The organism is Microvirga arvi, assembly GCF_016892765.1.
Classification (GTDB): domain Bacteria; phylum Pseudomonadota; class Alphaproteobacteria; order Rhizobiales; family Beijerinckiaceae; genus Microvirga; species Microvirga arvi.
The window spans coordinates 140279-161752 of record NZ_JAFEMD010000006.1 but is presented as its reverse complement, the minus strand read 5'-3'; the positions used below and the strand labels follow the sequence as shown (position 1 = coordinate 161752).

Here is a 21474-nt window from a genome sequence, read left to right as displayed (position 1 = left end):
CGCCGGATGAAGGGATCGTCCGGGAGCCCGCCGCTTCGTCAGGTTTCGAGGGGTGGGTCCGGCAGGGGAGCCCGCTCCTCGCGGGCATCCTTTGGGCTTTTCGAGTTCAGCCCAGAGTCGCCCATCCCGCCCACGCTTTGCGGGCGGCTTTCGTGGTATCTCGTTTCGTTCGCGTGGTGCGAAGCATCAAGAAAACCCCAGGCGTCACAGGAAGGGTGCAGGCACCCCAAAAGGGACAGCATCGCTGTCCTATTGGACTTAACGTGCCAGACTTTGCTGCAGGGCACAAGAGCGTTTAGAAAAAATTTAGACGAAAGTTACAAGCCGACGCCGCAGGATGTAACAAAAGCAGCTTTTCAGTCCTTGAAGACGAAAGTCTCCGCCGATGGGTCAATGATCTTGACATGTTGGCCGCCTTCGCCAGGGTGCGCTCCCAAGGAGACAAGAGATGAACTTTGCGAGCGATAACACCGTGGGCGCCAGCGCCCCCGTTCTCCAGGCGATCATGCAGGCCAATGCCGGAGCCATGGCGGCTTATGGAAACGACGAGATGTCGAAACGGGTCAGGACGCGGTTTTCCGAATTGTTCGACCGTGAGGTCTCCGTGTTCTTCGCCACGACCGGGACCGCCGCCAACGCGCTCGCCCTGTCCTCCGCCGTACCGCCCTATGGCCTGTGCGTCTGCCACCGGGAGGCTCACATCATCGATGACGAGTGCGGGGCCCCGGAATTCTTCATGCATGGCGCCAAGCTCGCCGGCCTGCCGGGTGTCGGCGCCAAGCTGAAGGCGGAGGACGTCGCCTCCTACCTGAAGAGTCTGCCTAAAGCGCCGAAGCAGATGCCTCCGAAGGCGCTTTCGATCTCACAGGTGAGCGAATGCGGTCTCGTCTACGGCCTTGAGGAACTCGCCGCTCTGGGACAGGCCTGCCGCGACCACGGCCTGTCCTTCCATATGGACGGGGCGCGCTTCGCCAATGCGCTCGTGGCGCTCGGCTGCACCCCGGCCGAGATGACCTGGAAGCAGGGTGTCGACATCCTGTCCTTCGGCGCCACCAAGAACGGCGGCCTCATGGCCGAGGCCATCGTGGTGTTCCGGAAGGATCTGGCGGAGGCGCTCGACTACCGATCCAAGCGCGCCGGACAGATCATCTCCAAGGGGCGCCTCATCGCGGCGCAGTTCGAGGGCTATTTCGCGGGCGACCACTGGCTCGCCAATGCCCGCCACGCCAACCGGATGGCCAAGCTTCTATCCGACGGGCTGCTGCAGCTGCCTGGCATACGCCTTGCATGGCCGACCGAGGCCAATGAGGTGTTTCCGATCATTCCGCAGGCTCTGGATCGCGCGTTGAAGGCTGCCGGCATCCTCTACAGTCCATGGACCGTGCTGAGCCTGCCGGAAACCGAGCGGGTTGGAGGGAATGAGGTTCTGATCCGCCTCGTCGCCTCCTGGGCCACCCGTGAGGAGGACGTACGCAAGCTGCTGGAGATTGCCCATTCCGGAGTATCGCGCCAGGCCGCGGAGTGATTGCCCTAACCCTGCCGCATTCTCCCGCGATTGATCATCCCAAGAGACCCTTGACCGACGGGGCAGCCTCCAAGCCCCAGCGGGATTGACCAAGAGACCAGGACGTCAAAACAAAAAAAGCGCCCCGGCATGAACCGGGGCGCTCTTCGTTTGGGCCTTAGCGCATCGTGCAAAAAAGTGGATCCCAAAAGTGCAAATCCACTTTTGGGTCCGATGCTCTATTCAGGGATCGTTACGCAGCCTTCTGCGCCTCGATGGTCTGACGGCCATTCGCGGAAATCGGGATGAGCTTCGGCTTCTTGGCCTCCGGGATCTCGCGCACGAGGTCGAGATGGAGCAGGCCGTTCTCGAGGGCCGCACCCACCACCTGCACGCCGTCGGCGAGCTGGAAGCGCCGGTCGAAGCTGCGGGCGGCGATCCCCTGATGGAGAACGTCGGCCTTGCGCTCTTCCGAAGGCTTGCGTTCACCGCGGACGGAGAGGGTATTTTCCTTCACCTCGATGGTCAGGTCGCGATCGGTGAAGCCGGCCACCGCGATCGAGATGCGATAGGCATTCTCGCCGGTGCGCTCGATGTTGTAGGGCGGGTAGCTCGGGGCCGCATCGACGCTGACGAGCTGGTCGAGCATCGAGAAGAGACGGTCGAAGCCGACCGTATTGCGGTAAAGGGGAGCAAGATCAAACTGTCGCATGGCATATCCTCCGCTTGAAGCGACATGCATAAAATGAAGATCCACCTGTTGAGGCTGGATCCGGTTTCCGTGCCGCCGTCATGGCCGGCACAGCCTCGATGTGGGAATGGATAGGGTTGCTTTCAAGAGGCTCGTTCCTTAAGCCCGAGTGCCCTATAAAGAGGCCAGTTTTCGAGCTGGAACCCCGAGTTGGAACCCCCTGTGGAATTCATCACAACCCGCGACAATCCCGTGCCCGGCGAGCCGACGCTGGTCAGCGTGATCACCCGCGACGGCATCGCTCTGCGGGCAGCCACCTGGATGCCGGAGGCGGAGGAGCCGCGGGGGACGGTCTGCATCCTGCAGGGCAGGGCGGAGTTCATCGAGAAGTATTTCGAGGTCGTGGGCGAGCTGCTCGACCGTGGCTTTGCCGTCGTCGCCTTCGACTGGCGCGGGCAAGGCCTCTCGGGGCGGCAGGTGAGCAATCCACGGAAAGGTCATGTCCGGCGCTTCTCCGATTTCCGGCATGATCTGGAAGCGATCCGCGACCAGATCCTGGTGCCACACATGCCGGAGCCGCATTTCGGTCTCGCCCATTCCATGGGCGGCGCCATCGCCCTGAACGCCGCCTACGAGACCTGGCTGCCCTTCCGCCGTCTCGTGACCACGACGCCGATGATTGCGCTCTGCATCGTCAAGCGCACCCGCACCTCCGCATTTTTCGCGCGGCTCCTGCGGCTTTTCGGCATGGGCAAGATGTTCGTGCCCGGCGGCGGCGAGACCTCCATCTCCACCCTGCCGTTCAAGGGCAACCGCCTGACCAGCGACCCCGTCCGTTACGGCCGCAATGCCGAGGCGTCCCATGCGATTGGCGCAGGTGCAATCGGAGCGCCGACAGTCGCATGGATAGACAGCGCCTTCCGCTTCATGAAGCGCTTCGCCGATCCGCGCTATGCCATCAAGATCCGCCTGCCCACGCTCATCGTGGCGGCCGGCGCCGATCCGGTCTGCGCGACGCCAGCCACCGAGCGCTTCGCCTCCCGGCTCAAGGCGGGCCGCGTGATCGTCCTCCCGGGTGCCCGACACGAGATCCTGATGGAGCGGGATGTGATCCGGGAGCAGTTCTGGGCCGCCTTCGACGCCTTCATTCCGGGCACGCCCGATCCGATCCCGTCAGCGCAGCGGAAACTCGCCGAAATGGGCTTAGCGGCTGAGCAGCTCGATGGCGGCGGCGTGGACCCGACGGTCGCCCGCAGCGACGATGCGCCCGCCCTCGGCAGCCGAGCCGCCGTCCCAGGCAGTGACGATGCCTCCGGCACCCTCGATGATCGGGATCAGGGCCGCGATGTCGTAAGGCTTTAGCCCCGACTCGACCACAAGGTCGATGTGGCCCGCGGCCAGCATGCAATAGGCATAGCAATCGCAGCCATAGCGGGCGAGGCGGGCGACGCTCTCCACCCGGTCATAGGCGCGCAGCTCGTCGCCGGCAAAGAGGCGAGGGCTTGTGGTGGAAATCACCGCATCCTTCAGCGAGGTGCAGCGGCGGACCTTGAGCTTGCGCTCGCCGCCCTGGCCTTGGTAGGTGGCGCTGCCGCCGTCGCCGAAGAAGCGCTCGCCGGTGAAAGGCTGGTGCATCATGCCGAACACCGGCTGCTTCTTGTAGGTCAGGCCGATGAGGGTGCCCCAGGTGGGAAGTCCGGCGATGAAAGCCCGCGTACCGTCGATGGGGTCGAGGACCCACACATAATCTGCATCCGGCCGCTCGGCACCGAATTCCTCGCCGATGATGCCGTGGGTCGGGAAGCTGCGCTTGATGAGATGCCGCATGGTCGCCTCGCTCGCCCGGTCGGCCTCCGTGACCGGGTCGAAGGCGCCGCCGCGGGACTTGTCCTCGGTGGCAATGGCGGTGCGGAAGAAGGGGAGGATCGCCTGTCCTGACTGGGTTGCGAGCTCGTTGACGAAATGCGTGAAGTCGATGAGCCCCATGGCGTTCCAATCCCCTTAAAGAATAACGCGGGCGGCCTTGGCCCGCTTGCGCTGAGCTTTTATCAATCGCTTCGCGCGCGGCAAGAGAGCAGCGACAAAGGACGATGACCCGATGAATTTTGCGCCCAAGCTTGGCACGACCCGTTCTGAGACGGCCCTGTTCCTGATCGCGGCGCTGGTTTCAATCTATGCGATCAGCCAGTTTCTGCGCAATTCCATCGGCGTCATCGCCAGCGACCTCGCCCGGGAGCTCAATCTCTCGGCGACACAGACCGGCCTTCTCTCCAGCGCCTTCTTCTTCTCCTTCGCGGCGGTCCAGATCCCTATCGGCATCCTGATCGACCGCTACGGCCCGAAGCGCACCATGCTGGCAACGGCCGTGCTGACCGTTGCCGGCACAGCCCTTTTCGCCCTCGCCCCATCAGCCTCCCTTCTCATCGCCGCCCGGGTGTTGATGGGGCTCGGCTGCTCCACCTTCTTCATGGCGCCCCTCGTGATCTATGCGAGACGGTTCCCGCCGGAGCGCTTTGCCGGGCTCACCAGCCTTCAGATGGGTCTCGCCAACACGGGCACCCTGGCGGCCACGGCTCCTCTGGCTGCTTCGGCCGCCGCCTTCGGCTGGCGCGCCTCGTTCCTGGCCGTCGCGGCTCTGACGGTGGTGATCGCGCTCGTCGTTGTCGTCGTCGTGCCCAAGGATGCTGTTTCGGGAAAGCCGAAGGAAACCTGGGGCGCTGCTTTCCGGGGTGTCGCCGCCGCCCTGAAAGTACCCTCCTTCTGGCCCGTCTTCTTCATGCACTTGTGCACCTATGGGTGCTTTGCCTCCGTCATCGGCCTCTGGGGCGGGCCATGGCTGTCGGACGTGCACGGGGCCGAACTCGCAACGAGGGGAAATGTCCTGCTGCTCGGGGCGATGGCACAGATCGGCGGCATGCTGATGTGGGGGGCGATGGACCGGTTCTGGGGCAGCTACAAGACCCCCGTCCTGATCGGCAGCACGGCGACGATCGTCCTTCTCGCCATCCTGACGGTTACTCCGCTTGCCCAACCCTGGACTACGCTCTGGTTTCCTCTGTTCGGTCTCTGCGTCGCTTACACGCCGATCCTGGCGAGCCATGGCAAATCGCTGTTCCCATCGACGCTGACGGGCCGGGGCATCACGCTCATGAATATCGGCACCATGGGTGGCGCGTTCCTGTCGCAGAGCGTGACGGGCATGCTAATTGATTCCATGGGGCGCTCCGCCCAGGGAGGATACCGCCCTGAAGGCTACAGCCTCGTCTTCGGCTCCCTGGCGTTGGCTCTTCTGCTCAGCCTGCTCTTCTATGTCAGAGCTATCGATCCTCATCCGAGCAGATATGCAACAAAGTCATGACTAAAAGCGAAATTTCCTGTTGCAAATTGTGCGCTGCGGCGTAATTATTGCAGTGCGATATGGCGATGGCGTCGCCTTATCGTAGCCCTTCTTGGGCGTTTCCTCCCTAAACTTCGGGCCGCTGGCAACAGTGGCCTTTTTTCTTTTTCTGGCTTTGCTCCGCAGCCAAGGATCATTCCGCTGCGATCGGCCGAGTCGTCAGCTCGCCCTCGAGATCGGCGATCACCTGAGCGAAGGCCTGGGTCAGGTCGTCTGCCAGAACCGGGAAGGCCGTTTTCTTCTGCATGTTGCGCTCGTCCATATAGAGCGCGCGGTTAATCTCGATCTGCAGGGCATGCCGTCCTAGGGCAGGCTCCCCGTAATGCTCGGTGATGAAGCCGCCTGCATAGGGCTTGTTCCGCACCACCGTGTAGCCGCGCCCTCGCAGGGCGGCCTCCACGAGATCGATCAGGAGCGTGGCGCAGCTCGTTCCATAACGGTCGCCCAGCACGATGTCGGCCTTGGCGCCGACTTCGCGGCTGACGCTGGAGGAAGGCATGGAATGGCAGTCGATCAGGATGGCATGCCCAAAGAGCTGCGCCGTTTGGCGCACGAGGTGGCGCAGGGTGCGGTGGTAGGGCTTGTAGAGCCACTCGATCCGATGAAGGGCCTCATCCACAGGCAGACGCGAGCGATAGATCTCCTGTCCGTCGGCGACGATGCGCGGGATGGTCCCTAGGCCTCCCGCCACGCGCATGGAACGCGTATTGGCGAAGGAGGGCAGGCGCCCGTCGAACATCCGCGAGTCGAGTTCGTAGGGCTCCCGGTTCAGGTCGAGATAGGCCCGGGGAAAGCGCGCCGTCATGACAGGGGCGCCGAGCTCCGTCGCGGCTCCGAAGAGCTCGTCGACGAAGGCATCCTCCGATCGCCTCAGGGCGACGGCATCGAGCCGTGACGACGCCAAGAAGGAGGCCGGATAGATCGCTCCCGCATGCGGCACGTTGAAGACGAAGGGAATCGTCTGCGTTGCAGGTTCGGTGACGGTGAAGGGGGGATCGAACTCGTCGACGATGGCTGGCCGCATCAGGAAATGAACTGTGTTGGAAGCAAAAAACAGATCTCGAAACTAGTGTAAGGCAGCGCCGTCGCCTGTCCATGACAATATGGTATCAGGACTGCGTCCTTCTTTCACGGCTTGTTTACTCCCGATCCGGCATGAAGGTCTGAACCCTTTCGCCACGATTCGGGGCTGGCAACCGATGAAGATCCTTCTCGCCGAAGACGACAACGACATGCGCCGCTTCCTTGTGAAGGCGCTCGAGAACGCGGGCTACGACGTCGCCTCGTTCGACAACGGCCTCTCGGCCTATAACCGCCTGCGTGAGGAGCCGTTCGAGCTCCTCCTGACGGACATCGTCATGCCGGAAATGGATGGCATCGAGCTGGCCCGCAAGGCCACCGAGCTCGACCCGGACATTAAGGTGATGTTCATCACCGGCTTTGCCGCGGTCGCGCTCAACCCGGATTCCCAGGCTCCACGGGACGCCAAGGTCCTGTCGAAGCCGTTCCACCTGCGCGATCTGGTGAGCGAAGTCGATAAAATGATGGCGGCCTAAAAAAGGCCTCCTCAAGGCTTGCGCCCGCGCCCGCTTGTGGGTATATCGCCCCCACAGCCGAGACGGGACGTCAAACATCACCGTTTCCCGGGCGCGTAGCTCAGCGGGAGAGCACTACGTTGACATCGTAGGGGTCGCTGGTTCGATCCCAGCCGCGCCCACCATTTTCTTTTTTCCGGCCTTCCCGAAGGGCCGCAGGAGACCGGATATGAAGATCCGTAACTCGTTGAAGTCGATCCGCGGCCGCCACCGCGACAACCAGCTGGTTCGTCGCAAGGGCCGAGTCTACATCATCAACAAGACCCAGAAGCGCTACAAGGCTCGCCAGGGCTAAGCTCGCGCTGCGGCAATGCCGCACACGATTTTCTGAATTGACCGCGCATGCCGGGACCCTAAAACTCCCGGCATGCGCTTTTTCGCGTCTATATTGATTCTATCGCTGGGTTTCTCCCATCCTCTTGGGGCTCAGGAGCCTGCGCGTCCCAAGGATCCTAAGGACCAAACCCAGCCGGCCCGGCCCGCGCCCCCGCGGGCCTCCAGTCTGGATGAGCTGTTCGAACGGCTCGGCAAGGCTCAGACCGAACGGGAAGCCGAGGGGATCGCCAACCTGATCGAGCGGCGCTTCTCCCGCTCCGGCTCCGACACGGCCGACCTTCTGCTTAACCGGGCAGCCCAGGCCTTCACCAAGAAGGACTTCCCGCTTGCCATCGAACTGATCGACCGCGCCCTGGTGCTCCAGCCCAACTGGGCGGAGGCCTGGTACAAGCGCGCCACGGTTTTCTACCAGCTCGACGATCCGGTGGGCGCCATGGCCGACCTTCACCGGGCCCTGAAGATCGAGCCACGGCACTTCAACGCCTGGACAGGCCTGGGCCATATCCTGATGGCCTCCGACGACAAGGCGCGCGCGCTCGCGGCTTACGATCGGGTGCTTAAGATCAATCCTCAGATGTCCGACGTCAAAACCATCATCGACCGCCTCAGACCGGAGATTGACGGGCAGGATCTCTGATCCGGCTTGCGGGGATGAGCCTGCTACCCTTCGTCGTTGCCGCGCCGTTCATGCTTCTGACTCTGGGAGCCGCCTTCACCTATCTCTATGCCTGGCTCATCGAAAGACGGTTTCCCCCGACCGGCCGCTTCATCGACGTCGAGGGCTGCAGGATCCATTACCGGGAAGAGGGACCGAAGGGCGCTCCGGCGCGCGGAACCATCGTCCTCCTGCACGGCGCCTCCTCCAATCTCGTCGAGTCCATGCTGGGGCTCGGAACGCACTTATCCGGCAAATATCGGGTCATTGCCATTGATCGCCCGGGACACGGATGGAGCGAGCGCAGGCCGGGCCTGAGCGAGGCTGAGCCTGCCCGGCAGGCGGCGCTTGTCGCCGGTGCTTTGCGTCAGCTCGGCGTCGGCAACGCGGTAGTCGTGGGGCATTCCTGGTCGGGAACCATCGTCCCGCATTTCGCTCTCGACCATGAGGATGTCACGGGCGCGATCGTCGTGCTCTCCGGCATCACGTCCCCCTGGCCCGGCGGCTATAGCGGCTGGTTCGAGCGCTTGGTCGATTCCTGGGCTGGCTGGCTGATGTTCCGCACCCTCGCGGTGCCGATCCTCCTTGTGCTCCGGCCTTGGATGGAGCGAACGACCTTCCGGCCGCAGCCGCCTCCACCGGGCATCCTGACAAGGGCCTTCATCCCGCTGGCCTTCCGGCCGAGGGCGTATGAAGCCAACATGCAGGACTTCGCGGTCATGTATCACGCAGTGCTGCACCAGAGCGCACGCTACCGCGACATCCGCCTGCCGACTCTGGTGATTGCAGGCGACAGCGACGAGATCGTCTGGACCGATCTGCACAGCCGCGCCTTCGCCCGCGACGTACCGGGCGCGGAACTGAACCTGATGCCCGGCATCGGCCACATGCCGCAATATGCCGACCAGAAGACGGTGCTCGCTGCAATTGAAGCCCTGGCCGAGCGGATTGCGCCGGCTAAAGTAGGAGCATCGGACCCAAAAGTGCAAGTTCACTTTTGGGTCCGATGCTCTAGGTCGATCAAGCCTGAGCGGCGTGTTCCTGGCTCACGAAGGCGATGCGCACCATGTTGGTGGCGCCCGGCGTGCCGAAAGGCATGCCTGCCACGATGATGATGCGCTCCCCGATCTTGGAGAAGCCTTCGCGCACGGCGAACTTGCAGGCACGAAACGCCATGTCGTCAATGTCGTTGGCATCCTTCGTACGGATCGAATGCACGCCCCATACGAGAGCGAGACGACGGGCGGTGTCGATGCTGGGCGTGAGCGCGATGACGGTCGAGTTCGGCCGTTCGCGCGCAATCCGGAAGGCCGTAGAGCCCGAGAAGGTCCAGGCGGCCACCGTCTTGAGGTTGAGCGTATCGGCGATCTGGTGGGAAGCGGCCGCGATGGCGTCCGAACCCGTAGCCTCCGGCTCGGCGTTCAGGGTGCGCACGATCGACCAGTAGTTCTGGTCCTGCTCCACCTCCTCGGCGATGCGATTCATGGTGGCGACCGCCTCGACCGGGTAATGCCCTGAGGCGCTCTCGGCCGAGAGCATCACCGCATCGGCCCCGTCATAGACGGCGGTCGCCACATCGGAAACCTCGGCGCGGGTGGGCACCGGGGAGGTGATCATCGATTCCAGCATCTGGGTCGCCACCACCACGGGCTTGCCGAAGCGGCGCGCCGTGCGGACGATGCGCTTCTGGATGCCGGGCACCTTCTCCAGCGGCATCTCGACCCCGAGATCGCCGCGGGCAACCATGACCGCGTCCGAGATCTCGATGATCTCGTCCAGGCGGGTGATGGCCTGGGGCTTCTCGAGCTTGGACATCACGAGAGCCCGTCCGCGCGCCACTTTCTTGACCTCGGCCACGTCCTCGGGGCGCTGCACGAAGGAGAGCGCGATCCAGTCCACGCCGGCATCGAGCGCCGCTTCGAGATCGGAGCGGTCCTTGTCAGTCATGGCCGCAACGGGAATGACCGTGTCGGGCAGGCTCACGCCCTTACGGTTGGAGATCTTGCCGGCGACCTCCACCGAGGTGGTGGCGGAGCCCTGCTTCACGCTTTTCACGCGAAGGCGCAGCTTACCGTCATCGATCAGGATCGTATGGCCGGGTTCGAGCGAAGACAGGATCTCGGGATGCGGCAGGTGCACGCGGCTCTTGGTGCCGGGCGTCGTGTCCGCATCGAGCGTGAACGCCTGGCCCGGCACCAGCATGGCGCTGTCGCCCTCGAAGGCGCCCACGCGCAGCTTGGGGCCCTGCAGGTCGGCGAGAATCGCAATGGGGCGCTTGAACTTGGCCTCGACGGCGCGGATCATCGCGACCCGCTCCTTCAGCTTCTCGCGGGGCAGGTGGCTCATGTTGAGGCGGAAGACGTCGGCCCCCGCCTGGAACAGCTTGGCAATCATCTCCGGGTTCTCGGAGGCAGGCCCCAAGGTTGCTAGAATCTTCGTGCGCCGTGCGCGTCTCATGGTCATTGCCCCCCTGGGCGGTTCGTTTCGGTGAGCTGGATCGTCCAGCTCTTCTGTTCACCGGTGTCGACTTCGAAGAAGCCGCTGCGATCAAAACCTCTGGCGAGGCAATCTTCCGTTCCGCGGATCGTGAATTCCCGCTCCCGCGTGCACATGAAGGAGCGTCCGCTCCACTCACCGCCCCGGTCGTAATCGATGGCATAGATATAGTAGAAGCGCCCGGCGAGCTGACCTTTCAGAAGGGTCTCGCAGGCACGCGCGGTGAGATTCCACCAGCCCTCGGTAATCCACCCTTGAGCATCCCGGTAGCCGAGCGCGATGCCGACGCGGCTCGAGGTCATGTTGCACAGGCGCAGGTCTGCCTTCGCGGGCGATGCCGCCAGAAAACACCCGCTCAAGGCAAATGCTGCAAGTGCAAGGCTTCGCCGCCAGCGAGGAGGCGATGTGAGGTTTAAGGCCTTCATGGATGCGGTATGGTCGAATCGAAAGGAATGAAATCGCACAATGCGGTAAGAACTTTGGCGAATCGTTGTCGGCCAGAAGCGCCCCTGGAGCAAGAGCTTCGAGCAGGAAGCCTTCAGAATTTACCCGCCGCATGGCCTCTTCGACACAGCCTGACGGCTCTCGGGCCACTCGTCCTCTCCATCCGAGGAGGGCCTGATGCCGCACTATCCGGCCTCGGCCTCCGATCTCGGACGTGCCACCCAGATGCCGAAGAGGATGAGGGCACCGCCAAGGCTCTGGATCAGCGTCAGCTCCTCGCCGAGGATCGCCCAGCCGAACACGGCCGCCGCGATGGCTTCCAGGAAGATCACCAGGGACGAGAAGGTCGCCGGCAGGCGCCCGAGGGCAATGGCGAGAAGCCCTTGGCCGCCCGCATGGCTGACATAGGACATGGCCAGCAGCGCCGCGATGCCTTGCCCCGTCTGTGGAAGCACCCGGGAGTCGAACAGAAGGGCGATGACGAGAAGGATGGCGGAGGTGATGAGCCCCGCCTCGAACGTGACCCGCGCCGCGCCCGCCGTCTTGCGCGCGCGGCTCGCGGCCAGGAAATACATGCCGAAGAAGAAGGCCGTCGCGATCCCGTAGAGATCGCCTTCGATTCGTGCCGGATCCGCCCGCAGGCTCTGGCCGATCAGGGCAGCCCCGCCCAAGAGACAGAGGCCGAGGCCGAGGAAGGTGCTCCGCTGCACCTGCTGCCTGAGCACGAGCCAGACGACCAGCACGACGAAGAGCGGCGCCATGGTCGCGAAGAAGGTGGCGTTCGCCACCGTCGTCTTGAGAATCGCCAGGTGCCAGAAGAAAAGGTCCCCCGCAAAGACGATGCCGCCGAGGATGCTCGCTTTGGAAAAGACAACCCTCGGGGCATCGGCGGGTGCCCGCCTCTCCTCGATTCGCATCCAGGCATAGAGAAGGGGCAGGCAGAGCGAGACGCGCCAGAAGGCGCTGGCGAAGGGCCCCACGTCGGCAGGCACCCCGCCCATGTCGGCGGAAGCGAAGCGCACGAAGATCGGTGAAATACCCATGGCGACGGCGCCCAGGCAGAGGGCGGCAAAAGCGGAGGCGAAGCCCGGCTCGAGGCGGACCGTGGTCGAGGCTGAAGGCATGGAGCGTTGGGAACTGTGTTGCGCGGAAAGTCGCGTTGTAAGGGTTCGAGGGGCAGGGTAAGGCTTTTCGTCCGTCATTCAATCCACTCTTCTGAAGTCTATCCCTCGCCATGTCCGCTTCCGCCGCGCTCAAGCTCGACGAGCCTTCTCTTGAGCCCCATCCGGTCGAGATCGTTCCCGGTTCCGCCGAATCGGGGATCCTGATCCTGTGCGACCATGCCTCCAATGCGGTGCCGCCCGATCTCGGGGACCTCGGCCTGCCGGAATCCGAGTTCCAGCGCCACATCGCCTATGACATCGGCGCTGCGGCCGTCACCCGTTCGCTCGCCCGCCGCCTGAGGGCCCCGGCGATCCTGACCCGTTTTTCGCGGCTCGTCATCGATCCCAACCGGGGCCGAGACGATCCGACTCTGGTCATGCGCCTCTCCGACGGCGCGGTGGTGCCGGGGAATGCCAGGGTGGACGAGGCGGAGGTGCAGCAGCGCATCGCGCGCTTCTACGACCCCTACGACCACGCCATTGCGGATGCGATCCACAAGGCCATGGCGGCGGGCCATCCGCCGGTCATCGTAACCGTTCACAGCTTCACGCCGGTCTGGCGCGGCTGGCCCCGGCCCTGGCATGTGGGAATCCTGTGGGATGCCGACGACCGCTTCGCCAAGCCGCTCCTGGAGGGGCTGCAGACCGAGGATGGACTCGTCGTTGGCGACAATGAGCCTTATGATGGAGCGCTGGCGGGCGACACGATCGACCGCCATGCGACGGTCCGGGGGCTCGCCAATGCGCTCATCGAGATCCGGCAGGACTTGATTGCGTCGGACGAGGGGGCCGAAGAATGGGCCGAGCGCTTCGCCCGGCTCCTCAAGCCTCTGGCCGCCCGGGCTGACCTGCGCCTGCCGACGAGCTTCGGCACCCGCACCCGGGACCGCCTGCGCCAGCATGGAGGATAAACCCATGAAGGATATCGACGAGAAGACCCAGGTCGAGCTGGAGGCTGCCGCCTTCCGCAGGCTGGTCGAGCATCTGCGCGAGCGCACCGACGTCCAGAACATCGACCTCATGAACCTGGCGGGCTTCTGCCGCAACTGCCTGTCCAACTGGTTGAAAGATGCCGCCGACGAGCGGGGCGTGGCCCTCTCCAAGGAGGACAGCCGGACCCATGTCTACGGCATGCCTTACGAGGAGTGGAAGCAGCGCCATCAGGGAGAGGCCAGTCCGTCCCAGCTCGCGGATTTTGAGAGATCGAAGCCGGGGCATTAAAACGGCTTCAACCAAATGACCATAACACTGGCATCAACGCCATCAATCAGGGGCTTCATTCATGGATGACGCAGCTTTCAATACCGAATCCGTCGCGGCCGACCAGCTGAAGGCCTTCATCGAGCGCATCGAGCGCCTCGAGGAGGAAAAGGCCGGCATCGCAGGCGACATCAAGGACGTCTACGCCGAGGCCAAGGGCAACGGTTTCGACACCAAGGTCCTGCGCAAGATCATCTCCCTGCGCAAGCGCGACTACGCCGAGCGCCAGGAGGAAGAGGCGATTCTCGAGCTCTACATGCAGGCGCTCGGGATGATCGGCTAGTTCCAGGTCTGTCTTATCCGAGACTTTCAAAGGCCCTGCAGAGTGATCTGTGGGGTCTTTATCATTCCTGGGGTGAGTCTGTGAGGCGCAAGGAATGCAGAATATCAACAGTCTGAAGCGGCAGAGGCGTCGAGCGCCGCGTCTCCTTATCCACCATGACGATGGCGGCCTCTGCCGTCGCCACGAGGCGCCCCTCGTTGAAGATGCCCTGGGCCAGAGTGAACGAACTGCGCCCGATCCTGAGAACGCCCGTGCCGATCTCGACGCTGCCGGGCCAGAAGAGCTCGGCCCGGAAGTCGATCAGCAGCCGGGCGATGACGAAGCTCTTTCCTTCGACCGCAAGCGGCTTGTCCGGATCGTACATGAAGGCGACCCGGCCAGCTTCCGAGAAGGTTGCGAAAACCGCGTTGTTCACGTGGCCCTGCCGGTCGAGGTCCGAATAGCGGATGTCGGCGGAGGTGCGGCTCGGATAAGCCTCCAGAGGACGCAGGGCGTTCGGATCGTTCATCGTCATGCAGCCATAGAATACGAAACGCCAAGCGGCTCAAGCGAAAGGAGCGACAGGGCAAGCCTTTTCCTTTGCGATCATCTGCCATGCGGCTCGCGCGCTCGCTCCCGGCGTTCCGATTCTCTATAGATTCCGAGAGATTCGATCGCGGGAGGGATGGATGAAGCGCGCACGACACGAAGTGACGGAACCCGAGGACGCCGATGCGCGCCGGACAATTAGGCCGGTCATCTGCTATCCCGTCGAGACCTTGCCGCGTCCCGATCTCTCAGCATATCAGGCAGTCCGCGACGGCTGGGATAAGGTGGACGAGGTCTTGGTGCCGCCGCGCGAGGCCAGCTGCTTCCACGTGCCGGCCGGCTCGTTCTTTCGCATCGTCAGCATCGAGGGGCCTCAGGTCGGCGACCTCGATCTGTGGTCGGCCGACGACGTCAACGAGCGCTTCTTCTCCGGCAAGACACGGGCGCTGCACGGCACGCATCTCTCCACCGGCGATCAGCTCTGGTCATGCCTGCCTTACTTGAGGCCCATGGCGACGATCACCCATGACACCCTCGACTGGTACGGCTTCGACGCGTTCGGCGGCTCCGTGCACGACGTGATCGGCACGCGGTGCGATCCCTACACCCACAAGCTCCTCTCGGGCCATGAGTACCACCATTGCTGCCACTCCAACCTCACCCGCGCCCTCAGCGAGCGTCTGGGTCGGTCGAAGGAGGATGTGGAGCCTGCCGTGCACGACGTGCTCAACGTTTTCATGTGCACCGGCTTCACCCGCGATACGGGGCAATACTTCATGAAAGCGAGCCCCGTGCGGCCGGGCGACTACCTCGAGTTCTTCGCCGAGATCGATTTGCTCGGCGCACTCTCTGCCTGTCCGGGCGGCGATTGCAGCTCGGAGCATTCCAGCGATGCGGCCGTCTGTCATCCGCTTCTGGTGGAGGTCTACCGGCCGAAGGCCCCGCCCGCCGGGTGGATCTCGCCGCCCCGCAACGGCTACAGCCGCAGGCACGAGGATTGAAACGAAAAGGGCCCCGACGGGGCCCTTTCTTATTGCACCACTTTCAGCGGCTTGACCGCCGGCCCGGTGAACCGGTTGGTCGCCAGATCGGCCACCGGTTGCTTCGAGAAGCCCATATGCAGGCTCGGCTGCGTCGCCATCAAGGCGGTCAGCGCGGTGGCCGGGGGCTTCGCCGCGGCCGGGGGAGCCTTGGGGGCGGCAGCCGTCTGAGGTTTCGGCTTCGTGTCCTTGGGCGTGGAGCCTGTGGTCGCGACTGGAATATCGACCGGAGCGGCGGCGGCAACCTGGACGGGGCGCAGGTCCGGCCGCGGCGGGGGAAGGGGCGCGGAAGGAGCGCTTGCGGCGCTTGTCGTGCCGCGCAGGTCCGCGAGGACGGGGATCGGGTTCGTAGCCGAGAGCGAGCCGGGGCGGGCCGGCGGCAACGGCGCATAGGCCAGGGCGACGGTGCCCCCGATGGCCCCGATGCCGTCGTCATCCGAATCCGGCCGCCGGGGCGGCACCGGCGCGAAGGCCATGCCCTTGGCGATGGACATCTCCGAGCCGCCGGGGCCCTGCTGCCAGGCCAGGCTCGGACCGGACGCGGTCTGGACCGTGCTCGGGGCTCCGTTGATGCGGGTCGGAGGCGACGGCGGGGCCGGCGGCGTCAGGTCTTCGCGCAGGGCCGGTGCCATGGAAGCCATGACGGCAGGAGCCGGCGGTTCGGGCCGCGGCTGGATCGCCACGGGCGCCCGGCGGGCCACCTGTGCTGGCGCCTGAGCCTGCTGCAGCGCAGCAAAGACGGTCGAGTTCGAGTCGCTGGCATAATAGTCCTGCGGCTGCTGCGGCTGCTGCGGCTGCTGGCGGGAGGCCAGGAGCGCGCGGCCGGGCCGCGAGGCGGTGCGGATCTCCTCCGCATCCTCGTCCTCGTCGTCACCACCGCCGAACAGGGTGGCCCAGAAGCTCTTGCGGCGCGGCTGCGCGGCGACAGCCTCCTCCGCATCGGCGTATGCTGTATAGCCGGACACCGTGCCGCCCTTGGCGAGCACCTCGGCGCGCGCTTCCTCGTAGCCGGGCAGGGGCCTCCCGTCGGCCGGGATGTGAACGGTCTTCCCATCGGGGAAGATGCTGGCGAGCTGCGAGCGGGTCATGCGCGGCCAGGCGCGGACGCTGCCCACATCGAGATGGACGAAGGGCGTGTAGGCGTTGGGATAGTAGCCGACGCCGCCGTTCTGAAGCCGCATGCCGATGGCGCGCAGGCGCGCGGTTGACACATCAGGCAGGTAGAAGTCCATGGCCTTGCCCTGCATGTGCTGGCTGTTCTTGGCCACGGCGCTGGAGCGCCGGCGGAGCATCGAGTTGGTCTGCGGAGAACGGTAGGCCGAGTTCACATGGACCGGCTCGCTCGATCCAACCTCGCGATAGACCTCCCACACCGTATCGAACAGGCGCGGATCCATGCGGGTGGATTCTTCCCGCCGCCAATCGCGCAGGAACCAGTTGAGCTGCTGCAGGGCAGCGGAGTCGTACTGCCCGTTGCGCCTGAAGGTGACCGTGAGGCTTTCCTTGGTGTTGTTGTGATAGAAGGTCAAAGTGCGGGTGTCGCCATTGGCGACAGCATCCTGCGTGCCGCGCACTCCACCCACCATCACGGCCAGAAAGGCCGCAAGACCGATGCCTGCGCGATGCGCCAGAGCATCGGACCCAAAAGTGGAAACCACTTTTGGGAGCCATCCGATGCTCCCGTCCTTGAGAAGCGCATCGTCGGGCACGAAAAACCGTGACCACTTTTTCGCGCGATGCGCGAGGCGGTCCGTACGCAATACTCTCACTGTGATACTCGTCTTTACCGGCCCGCATCCACGGATGCGGAAATCCTTATAGTGAAAGGATCTTTGCCGAAGACGGTTACCTTCCCGTTAAGTGAGGATGAGAAATTGGTTTGAAAAGTTGATTGAGGAGGAGGCTATTCGGAGAGGTTCAGGGCGGCGCGAACCTTGCGGTCGAGACCATAGATATCCTCGAACCTCTTCAGCTCGCCCTTCTCGTCCACAGCAAGCGTGAAATAGGCCAGATGCACCGGCAGGGGAGCGGCCAGGTGCACCGTCCGCTCGCCCTTGCCGATAAGGCCGCGCAGCTTCTCCTCGGTCCACTTGCCGTCCTTGCCCACGATCTCTTCTGCGAGTTCGAAAGGCTTGTCGACGCGCACGCAGCCATGGCTGAAGGTGCGCTTGCTGGCGGAGAAGAGATTGCGGTTCGGCGTGTCGTGCAGATAGACCGCGTGCTGGTTCGGGAACATGAACTTCACGAAGCCCAGCGCATTGCGCTCGCCCGGAGGCTGCTGCACCGAGATCCGGTCGCCGCGGCGGATGATCTTATAGCCCTTGCGCGCGGCGTAATACGGGTCCGCGGCGAGTGCCGGAAGGATCTCCTTCTTCATGATCGAAGGCGGAATCGTCCATGACGGGTTCACCACCAAGTATTTCATGTCCTCGGAGAAGATCGGCGTCTGCGACTGTTCCTTGCCGACGATCACGCGGGTCTCGTGGACCACGTTGCGGCCTTCGGTGAGTCGCAGGCGGAACTCAGGCAGGTTCACCATGATGTGCCTTGCGCCCAGATCCCCTGGAAGCCACCGCCAGCGCTCCATGTTGGCGATGATCTCGGATTCCCGCTGCGCGACGGACAAGCCGGAGAGAGCCGCCACCGTCTGGGCATTCAGCACGCCCGTATCCGGCAGGCCGCGCTCCTTCTGGAAGGCCGCCACCGCGGACGCGACGCGCTCGTCATAGACCGTCTGATTGTCCGTATCCTTGAGGATGTTGAATCGGGCACGGATCAGCGGCACGCGCGGGTCCTTCATGCCCACGCGCAGGATCGGTCCCTTGGGCAGGCGTACGCTCGGCTGAGAGGGATGGCTCTCGCGCAGTTTCGTCAGCCTATCCCTCAAGGCTTTGTAGCCGGCATGGGGCGGATTGTACGCGGCAAGGGCTGCACCCGCCTCCTTCGCCGAGGAGACCTTGCTCAGCACCTCATCGATGTCCGGAATCGCGAGCTTCGGGGTTACGAGAGGGGAGAGGCGGGACAGGTCGATACGGGCTCCGCGGGCGTCGCGGGCATACCGAATCGCGAAGAGGGAGAGCTTCACATCGGCTCGGGCCCATTGCGCAGGGGGGGCATCCTTGCGCAGTCCCATGTCATGAAACACGTAGTCGGCAGGATCGAGGCCGTCCTCGTCCGCAGCCTTCAGACGCTCCATCACCGCGCGGGCCGCCGGCGTCCAGGCCCCATCCTGCGTCCAAACCAGCGGATGTCCGGCCTGCGCGTAATAGGCGGCCAGAGCCTGCCGATCCTTAGCCCCCACGCGCAGTTCGCGCATGGCAGCATCGTCGGCGAACAGGCCCTCCACCGCCATGCGGACGATGTCGGCCTGCATGAGGGCGGTCACGGGGGCTGCGTCAGGCAGTGGGATTTCGATGGCAGGAGCAGGCTTCGCATCGGCCGCTTCCATGGAGACGGGCGCCGCCTCGGGAAGCGGGATGGCCTGGGAGGCGATGTCCCTCTGTGCCGGGGCATCCCGGACCACGACGTCAGGCAAGGACGGTTCAGCAGCGCCCTCGACGATGATGGGCCGAGACGGATAGGTATGGGAAGTGAGGATGATGTCTTCCGCCAGAGCGCCGAGAGGCAGGAGAGAGACGGATCCGATAAGACCCAGCCAAATGGCTGTCTTGCGCAATCCACGCATGACCATGCTCCTCGTCGCAATGCAGGTGGAGGATCTCAGCAATCCTCCGTCAAATGAATTTCGTCAGTGTGCGAGCACACACCTGTTACGCTTAACGCGCAAAACGTCATGCGGCTTCATCCTGTAGGCCAAGTTCTTTCAATTTTCTGTAAAGAGTTGATCGGCCGATTCCGAGATGGCGCGAAATCAAGGACATATGTCCTTGATAATAAAGGAGTGCGAAGCGAATCGCCTGCGCCTCCAGGTCGGCCAGCGTGCGCATTTCGCCGGTGTCGTTAATCAAGGGTAAAGCGTGGGGATCGTGGTTCTCGGGCTTGCGGTCTGCGGCAAGGGGCTCGTTGAGGGGCATGATGGCGCCGGATCGCTGTCGGGAATCGCTCGGGCGATGCTGGGCATGAAGGGTAAAGCGTGTCTTAACAGATACATGCCCCATGGCTTGACGGGTTGATCCCGAGGGCGCGCCGGCCAATATGTGTGCAGAACCTATCCGACCCGATTTCCGAACAGGCTTGCGGCCGTGACCTCACAGAAAGCTTCCCCCGTGCATCACCCCTCGACCTCCGGCGCGGCGCAGACCGAACTCGGCATGCTGCCCGAATGGAACCTGTCCCACCTCTATCCCGGCATGGACAGCGAGGAGTTCAAGCGCGATCTCGCCGAGGCCGAAGGCGAGTGCAAGTCCTTTGCCGCGGCCTACCGCGGCAAGCTCGATGCGATGGTGCGGGGGGACCGGCCGGCGCAGGCCCTGGGCGAGGCCGTGAAGCGCTACGAGGCGCTGGAGGATCTTCTCGGCCGCATCATGTCCTATGCGGGCCTTGTCTATTCCGGCGATACGACCGATCCGGTGCGGGCGAAGTTCTACGGCGACACCCAGGAGCGCCTCACCGCCGCCTCGACAGAACTCCTGTTCTTCGGTCTCGAACTCAATCGTATCGAGGACGAGGTGCTCGACAGGGCAATGAGCGAGGAACCCCTCAGGCATTACCGGCCGTGGATCGAGGATTTGCGCAAGGACAAGCCCTTCCAGCTCGACGACAGGATCGAGCAGCTCTTCCATGAGAAGTCGGTGACCGGCCGTTCCGCCTGGAACCGCCTGTTCGACGAGACGATCGCCTCCCTGCGATTCACCGTGCGCGGCGAGGAGCTGGCCATCGAGCCGACCCTCAACAAGCTGCAGGATCCGGACGAGAGCGTGCGCAAGGACGCTTCCGATGCGCTGGCCAAGACCTTCAAGGCCCATCTTCGCACCTTCACGCTCATCACCAACACGCTGGCCAAGGACAAGGAGATCTCCGACCGCTGGCGCGGCTTCGAAGACGTCGCCGATTCCCGCCATCTGGCGAACCGGGTCGAGCGCGAGGTGGTGGAAGCCATGGTCTCCGCCGTGCGCGAGGCCTATCCGCGCCTGTCGCACCGCTACTATGCGCTGAAGGCCAAGTGGTTCGGCAAGGACAAGCTCGACCATTGGGACCGCAACGCGCCGCTGCCCAAGGTGGAGCAGCGCTCCATCCCCTGGAACGAGGCGAGGGATACGGTGCTTTCCGCCTATTCCGCCTTCTCGCCGCGCATGGCCGACATCGCCCGCCGCTTTTTCGACGAGGGCTGGATCGACGCGCCCACCCGCCCCGGCAAGGCGCCGGGCGCCTTCGCCCATCCAACGGTGCCCTCCGCCCACCCCTACGTGCTTCTGAACTACCAGGGCAAGCCGCGGGACGTGATGACCCTCGCCCACGAGCTTGGCCATGGCGTGCATCAGGTCATGGCCGGGCCCAACGGCGCGCTCATGGCCCCCACGCCCCTGACGCTCGCCGAGACCGCCTCCGTCTTCGGCGAGATGCTCACCTTCCGCCGCCTTCTCGACCAGACCACCAACCCGGTGCAGCGCAAGGCGATGCTCGCGGCGAAGGTCGAGGACATGATCAACACGGTGGTACGCCAGATCGCGTTCTATTCCTTCGAGCGCAAGGTCCATCTGGAGCGCCGCAACGGCGAGCTGACGGCGGACAAGCTCTGCGAGCTCTGGATGTCGGTGCAGGACGAGAGCTTAGGCCCGGCGATCCGCTTGGGCCCGGGCTATGAAAGCTACTGGACCTACATTCCGCATTTCATCCACTCGCCGTTCTACGTCTATGCGTACGCCTTCGGCGACTGCCTCGTGAACTCGCTCTACGGCGTCTACGAGCGCTCCAACGAGGGCTTCGTGGATCGCTACTTCGCGCTCCTTTCGGCGGGAGGCACCAAGCACTACTCGGAGCTCCTCGCTCCCTTCGGCCTCGATGCGAGCGATCCCTCATTCTGGCAGATCGGCCTGTCGATGATCGAGCGGCTGATCGGCGAGCTCGAGGCGATGGAGACGGCATCGGCCTAGGCGCTGTCTCCAAGGCATGGAGCGATAAG

General features: G+C 64.1%; 21 protein-coding genes, 1 tRNA gene and 1 pseudogene. 13 read left to right on the top strand and 10 right to left on the bottom strand.

The features are described 5' to 3' along the window. Positions 1 to 448 precede the first annotated feature (448 nt). A complete protein-coding gene (locus ILT44_RS05945) occupies positions 449 to 1525 on the top strand; it encodes a threonine aldolase family protein (RefSeq protein WP_204238645.1) in 1077 nt (358 codons plus the stop codon). Positions 1526 to 1757: 232 nt separating this feature from the next. On the opposite strand, the gene ILT44_RS05940 is transcribed toward ILT44_RS05945, so the two are convergent. Beyond that, entirely contained in the window at positions 1758 to 2216 is a 459-nt protein-coding gene (locus ILT44_RS05940) for an Hsp20 family protein (RefSeq protein WP_204238644.1), read from the bottom strand. A gap of 201 nt (positions 2217 to 2417) precedes the next feature. Here ILT44_RS05940 and ILT44_RS05935 point away from each other — a divergent pair. Continuing rightward, a pseudogene (locus tag ILT44_RS05935) lies at positions 2418 to 3350 on the top strand (alpha/beta fold hydrolase); the annotation flags it as partial. Between the two features lie 48 nt (positions 3351 to 3398). Here ILT44_RS05935 and hisN read toward each other — a convergent pair. Then, entirely contained in the window at positions 3399 to 4181 is a 783-nt protein-coding gene (hisN, locus tag ILT44_RS30715; protein ID WP_307826343.1) for a histidinol-phosphatase, read from the bottom strand. Positions 4182 to 4293: 112 nt separating this feature from the next. Here hisN and ILT44_RS05930 point away from each other — a divergent pair, with 112 nt between their 5' ends. Further along, positions 4294 to 5553, top strand: a complete 1260-nt coding sequence (locus ILT44_RS05930) for an MFS transporter (protein ID WP_204238642.1) — start codon at positions 4294 to 4296, stop codon at positions 5551 to 5553. Positions 5554 to 5725: 172 nt separating this feature from the next. Here the strand turns inward: ILT44_RS05930 and ILT44_RS05925 are convergent, their stop codons facing one another. Continuing rightward, positions 5726 to 6616 (bottom strand): N-formylglutamate amidohydrolase, encoded by an 891-nt coding sequence (locus ILT44_RS05925; RefSeq protein WP_204238641.1) that lies wholly within the window; start codon positions 6614 to 6616, stop codon positions 5726 to 5728. Between the two features lie 175 nt (positions 6617 to 6791). Between ILT44_RS05925 and cpdR the strand changes: the two genes are divergently transcribed. The 5 genes from cpdR to ILT44_RS05900 all read left to right on the top strand — a co-directional run bounded on the left by cpdR (position 6792) and on the right by ILT44_RS05900 (position 9290). Then, complete coding sequence (gene cpdR / locus ILT44_RS05920; protein ID WP_099509351.1) at positions 6792 to 7148, top strand: cell cycle two-component system response regulator CpdR; 357 nt, start codon at positions 6792 to 6794, stop codon at positions 7146 to 7148. Positions 7149 to 7237: 89 nt separating this feature from the next. Further along, a tRNA-Val gene (locus ILT44_RS05915) sits at positions 7238 to 7312 on the top strand. 44 nt (positions 7313 to 7356) lie between these two features. Beyond that, positions 7357 to 7482 (top strand): type B 50S ribosomal protein L36, encoded by a 126-nt coding sequence (gene ykgO, locus ILT44_RS05910; protein ID WP_009763379.1) that lies wholly within the window; start codon positions 7357 to 7359, stop codon positions 7480 to 7482. Between the two features lie 72 nt (positions 7483 to 7554). After that, positions 7555 to 8160 (top strand): tetratricopeptide repeat protein, encoded by a 606-nt coding sequence (locus tag ILT44_RS05905; RefSeq protein WP_204238640.1) that lies wholly within the window; start codon positions 7555 to 7557, stop codon positions 8158 to 8160. 14 nt (positions 8161 to 8174) lie between these two features. Further along, a complete protein-coding gene (locus ILT44_RS05900) occupies positions 8175 to 9290 on the top strand; it encodes an alpha/beta fold hydrolase (RefSeq protein ID WP_204238639.1) in 1116 nt (371 codons plus the stop codon). On the opposite strand, the gene pyk is transcribed toward ILT44_RS05900, so the two are convergent. From pyk to ILT44_RS05885, 3 genes are all read right to left on the bottom strand, one after another. Continuing rightward, on the bottom strand, positions 9199 to 10635 hold the full coding sequence (gene pyk / locus ILT44_RS05895) for a pyruvate kinase (RefSeq protein ID WP_204238638.1): 1437 nt from the start codon (positions 10633 to 10635) through the stop codon (positions 9199 to 9201). The genes ILT44_RS05900 and pyk overlap by 92 nt on opposite strands. A gap of 2 nt (positions 10636 to 10637) precedes the next feature. Then, complete coding sequence (locus tag ILT44_RS05890) at positions 10638 to 11099, bottom strand: DUF1036 domain-containing protein (RefSeq protein ID WP_239467931.1); 462 nt, start codon at positions 11097 to 11099, stop codon at positions 10638 to 10640. Between the two features lie 204 nt (positions 11100 to 11303). Continuing rightward, complete coding sequence (locus tag ILT44_RS05885) at positions 11304 to 12242, bottom strand: DMT family transporter (RefSeq protein ID WP_204238636.1); 939 nt, start codon at positions 12240 to 12242, stop codon at positions 11304 to 11306. A gap of 110 nt (positions 12243 to 12352) precedes the next feature. Between ILT44_RS05885 and ILT44_RS05880 the strand changes: the two genes are divergently transcribed. From ILT44_RS05880 to ILT44_RS05870, 3 genes are all read left to right on the top strand, one after another. Further along, the gene (locus ILT44_RS05880; RefSeq protein ID WP_204238635.1) at positions 12353 to 13192 is read left to right on the top strand and encodes an N-formylglutamate amidohydrolase; all 840 of its coding nucleotides are present in this window, start codon (positions 12353 to 12355) and stop codon (positions 13190 to 13192) included. A 4-nt stretch (positions 13193 to 13196) separates the two neighbouring features. Further along, positions 13197 to 13502, top strand: coding sequence for a DUF1244 domain-containing protein (locus ILT44_RS05875; protein ID WP_239467930.1), 306 nt, complete (start codon positions 13197 to 13199; stop codon positions 13500 to 13502). A gap of 61 nt (positions 13503 to 13563) precedes the next feature. Continuing rightward, on the top strand, positions 13564 to 13824 hold the full coding sequence (locus ILT44_RS05870) for a DUF2312 domain-containing protein (protein ID WP_196265023.1): 261 nt from the start codon (positions 13564 to 13566) through the stop codon (positions 13822 to 13824). A 61-nt stretch (positions 13825 to 13885) separates the two neighbouring features. On the opposite strand, the gene ILT44_RS05865 is transcribed toward ILT44_RS05870, so the two are convergent. After that, complete coding sequence (locus ILT44_RS05865; protein ID WP_204238634.1) at positions 13886 to 14332, bottom strand: acyl-CoA thioesterase; 447 nt, start codon at positions 14330 to 14332, stop codon at positions 13886 to 13888. Positions 14333 to 14492: 160 nt separating this feature from the next. Between ILT44_RS05865 and ILT44_RS05860 the strand changes: the two genes are divergently transcribed. Continuing rightward, positions 14493 to 15353 (top strand): urea carboxylase-associated family protein, encoded by an 861-nt coding sequence (locus ILT44_RS05860; RefSeq protein WP_204238633.1) that lies wholly within the window; start codon positions 14493 to 14495, stop codon positions 15351 to 15353. 29 nt (positions 15354 to 15382) lie between these two features. Here ILT44_RS05860 and ILT44_RS05855 read toward each other — a convergent pair whose 3' ends face one another. The 3 genes from ILT44_RS05855 to ILT44_RS05845 all read right to left on the bottom strand — a co-directional run bounded on the left by ILT44_RS05855 (position 15383) and on the right by ILT44_RS05845 (position 19426). After that, positions 15383 to 17161, bottom strand: a complete 1779-nt coding sequence (locus ILT44_RS05855) for a peptidoglycan L,D-endopeptidase MepK (protein ID WP_204238632.1) — start codon at positions 17159 to 17161, stop codon at positions 15383 to 15385. A gap of 134 nt (positions 17162 to 17295) precedes the next feature. Then, positions 17296 to 19077, bottom strand: a complete 1782-nt coding sequence (locus tag ILT44_RS05850) for a L,D-transpeptidase family protein (protein WP_204238631.1) — start codon at positions 19075 to 19077, stop codon at positions 17296 to 17298. 106 nt (positions 19078 to 19183) lie between these two features. Beyond that, entirely contained in the window at positions 19184 to 19426 is a 243-nt protein-coding gene (locus ILT44_RS05845; RefSeq protein ID WP_204238630.1) for a helix-turn-helix domain-containing protein, read from the bottom strand. Positions 19427 to 19663: 237 nt separating this feature from the next. Between ILT44_RS05845 and ILT44_RS05840 the strand changes: the two genes are divergently transcribed. Continuing rightward, a complete protein-coding gene (locus ILT44_RS05840; RefSeq protein ID WP_239467951.1) occupies positions 19664 to 21445 on the top strand; it encodes a M3 family oligoendopeptidase in 1782 nt (593 codons plus the stop codon). Positions 21446 to 21474 lie beyond the last annotated feature (29 nt).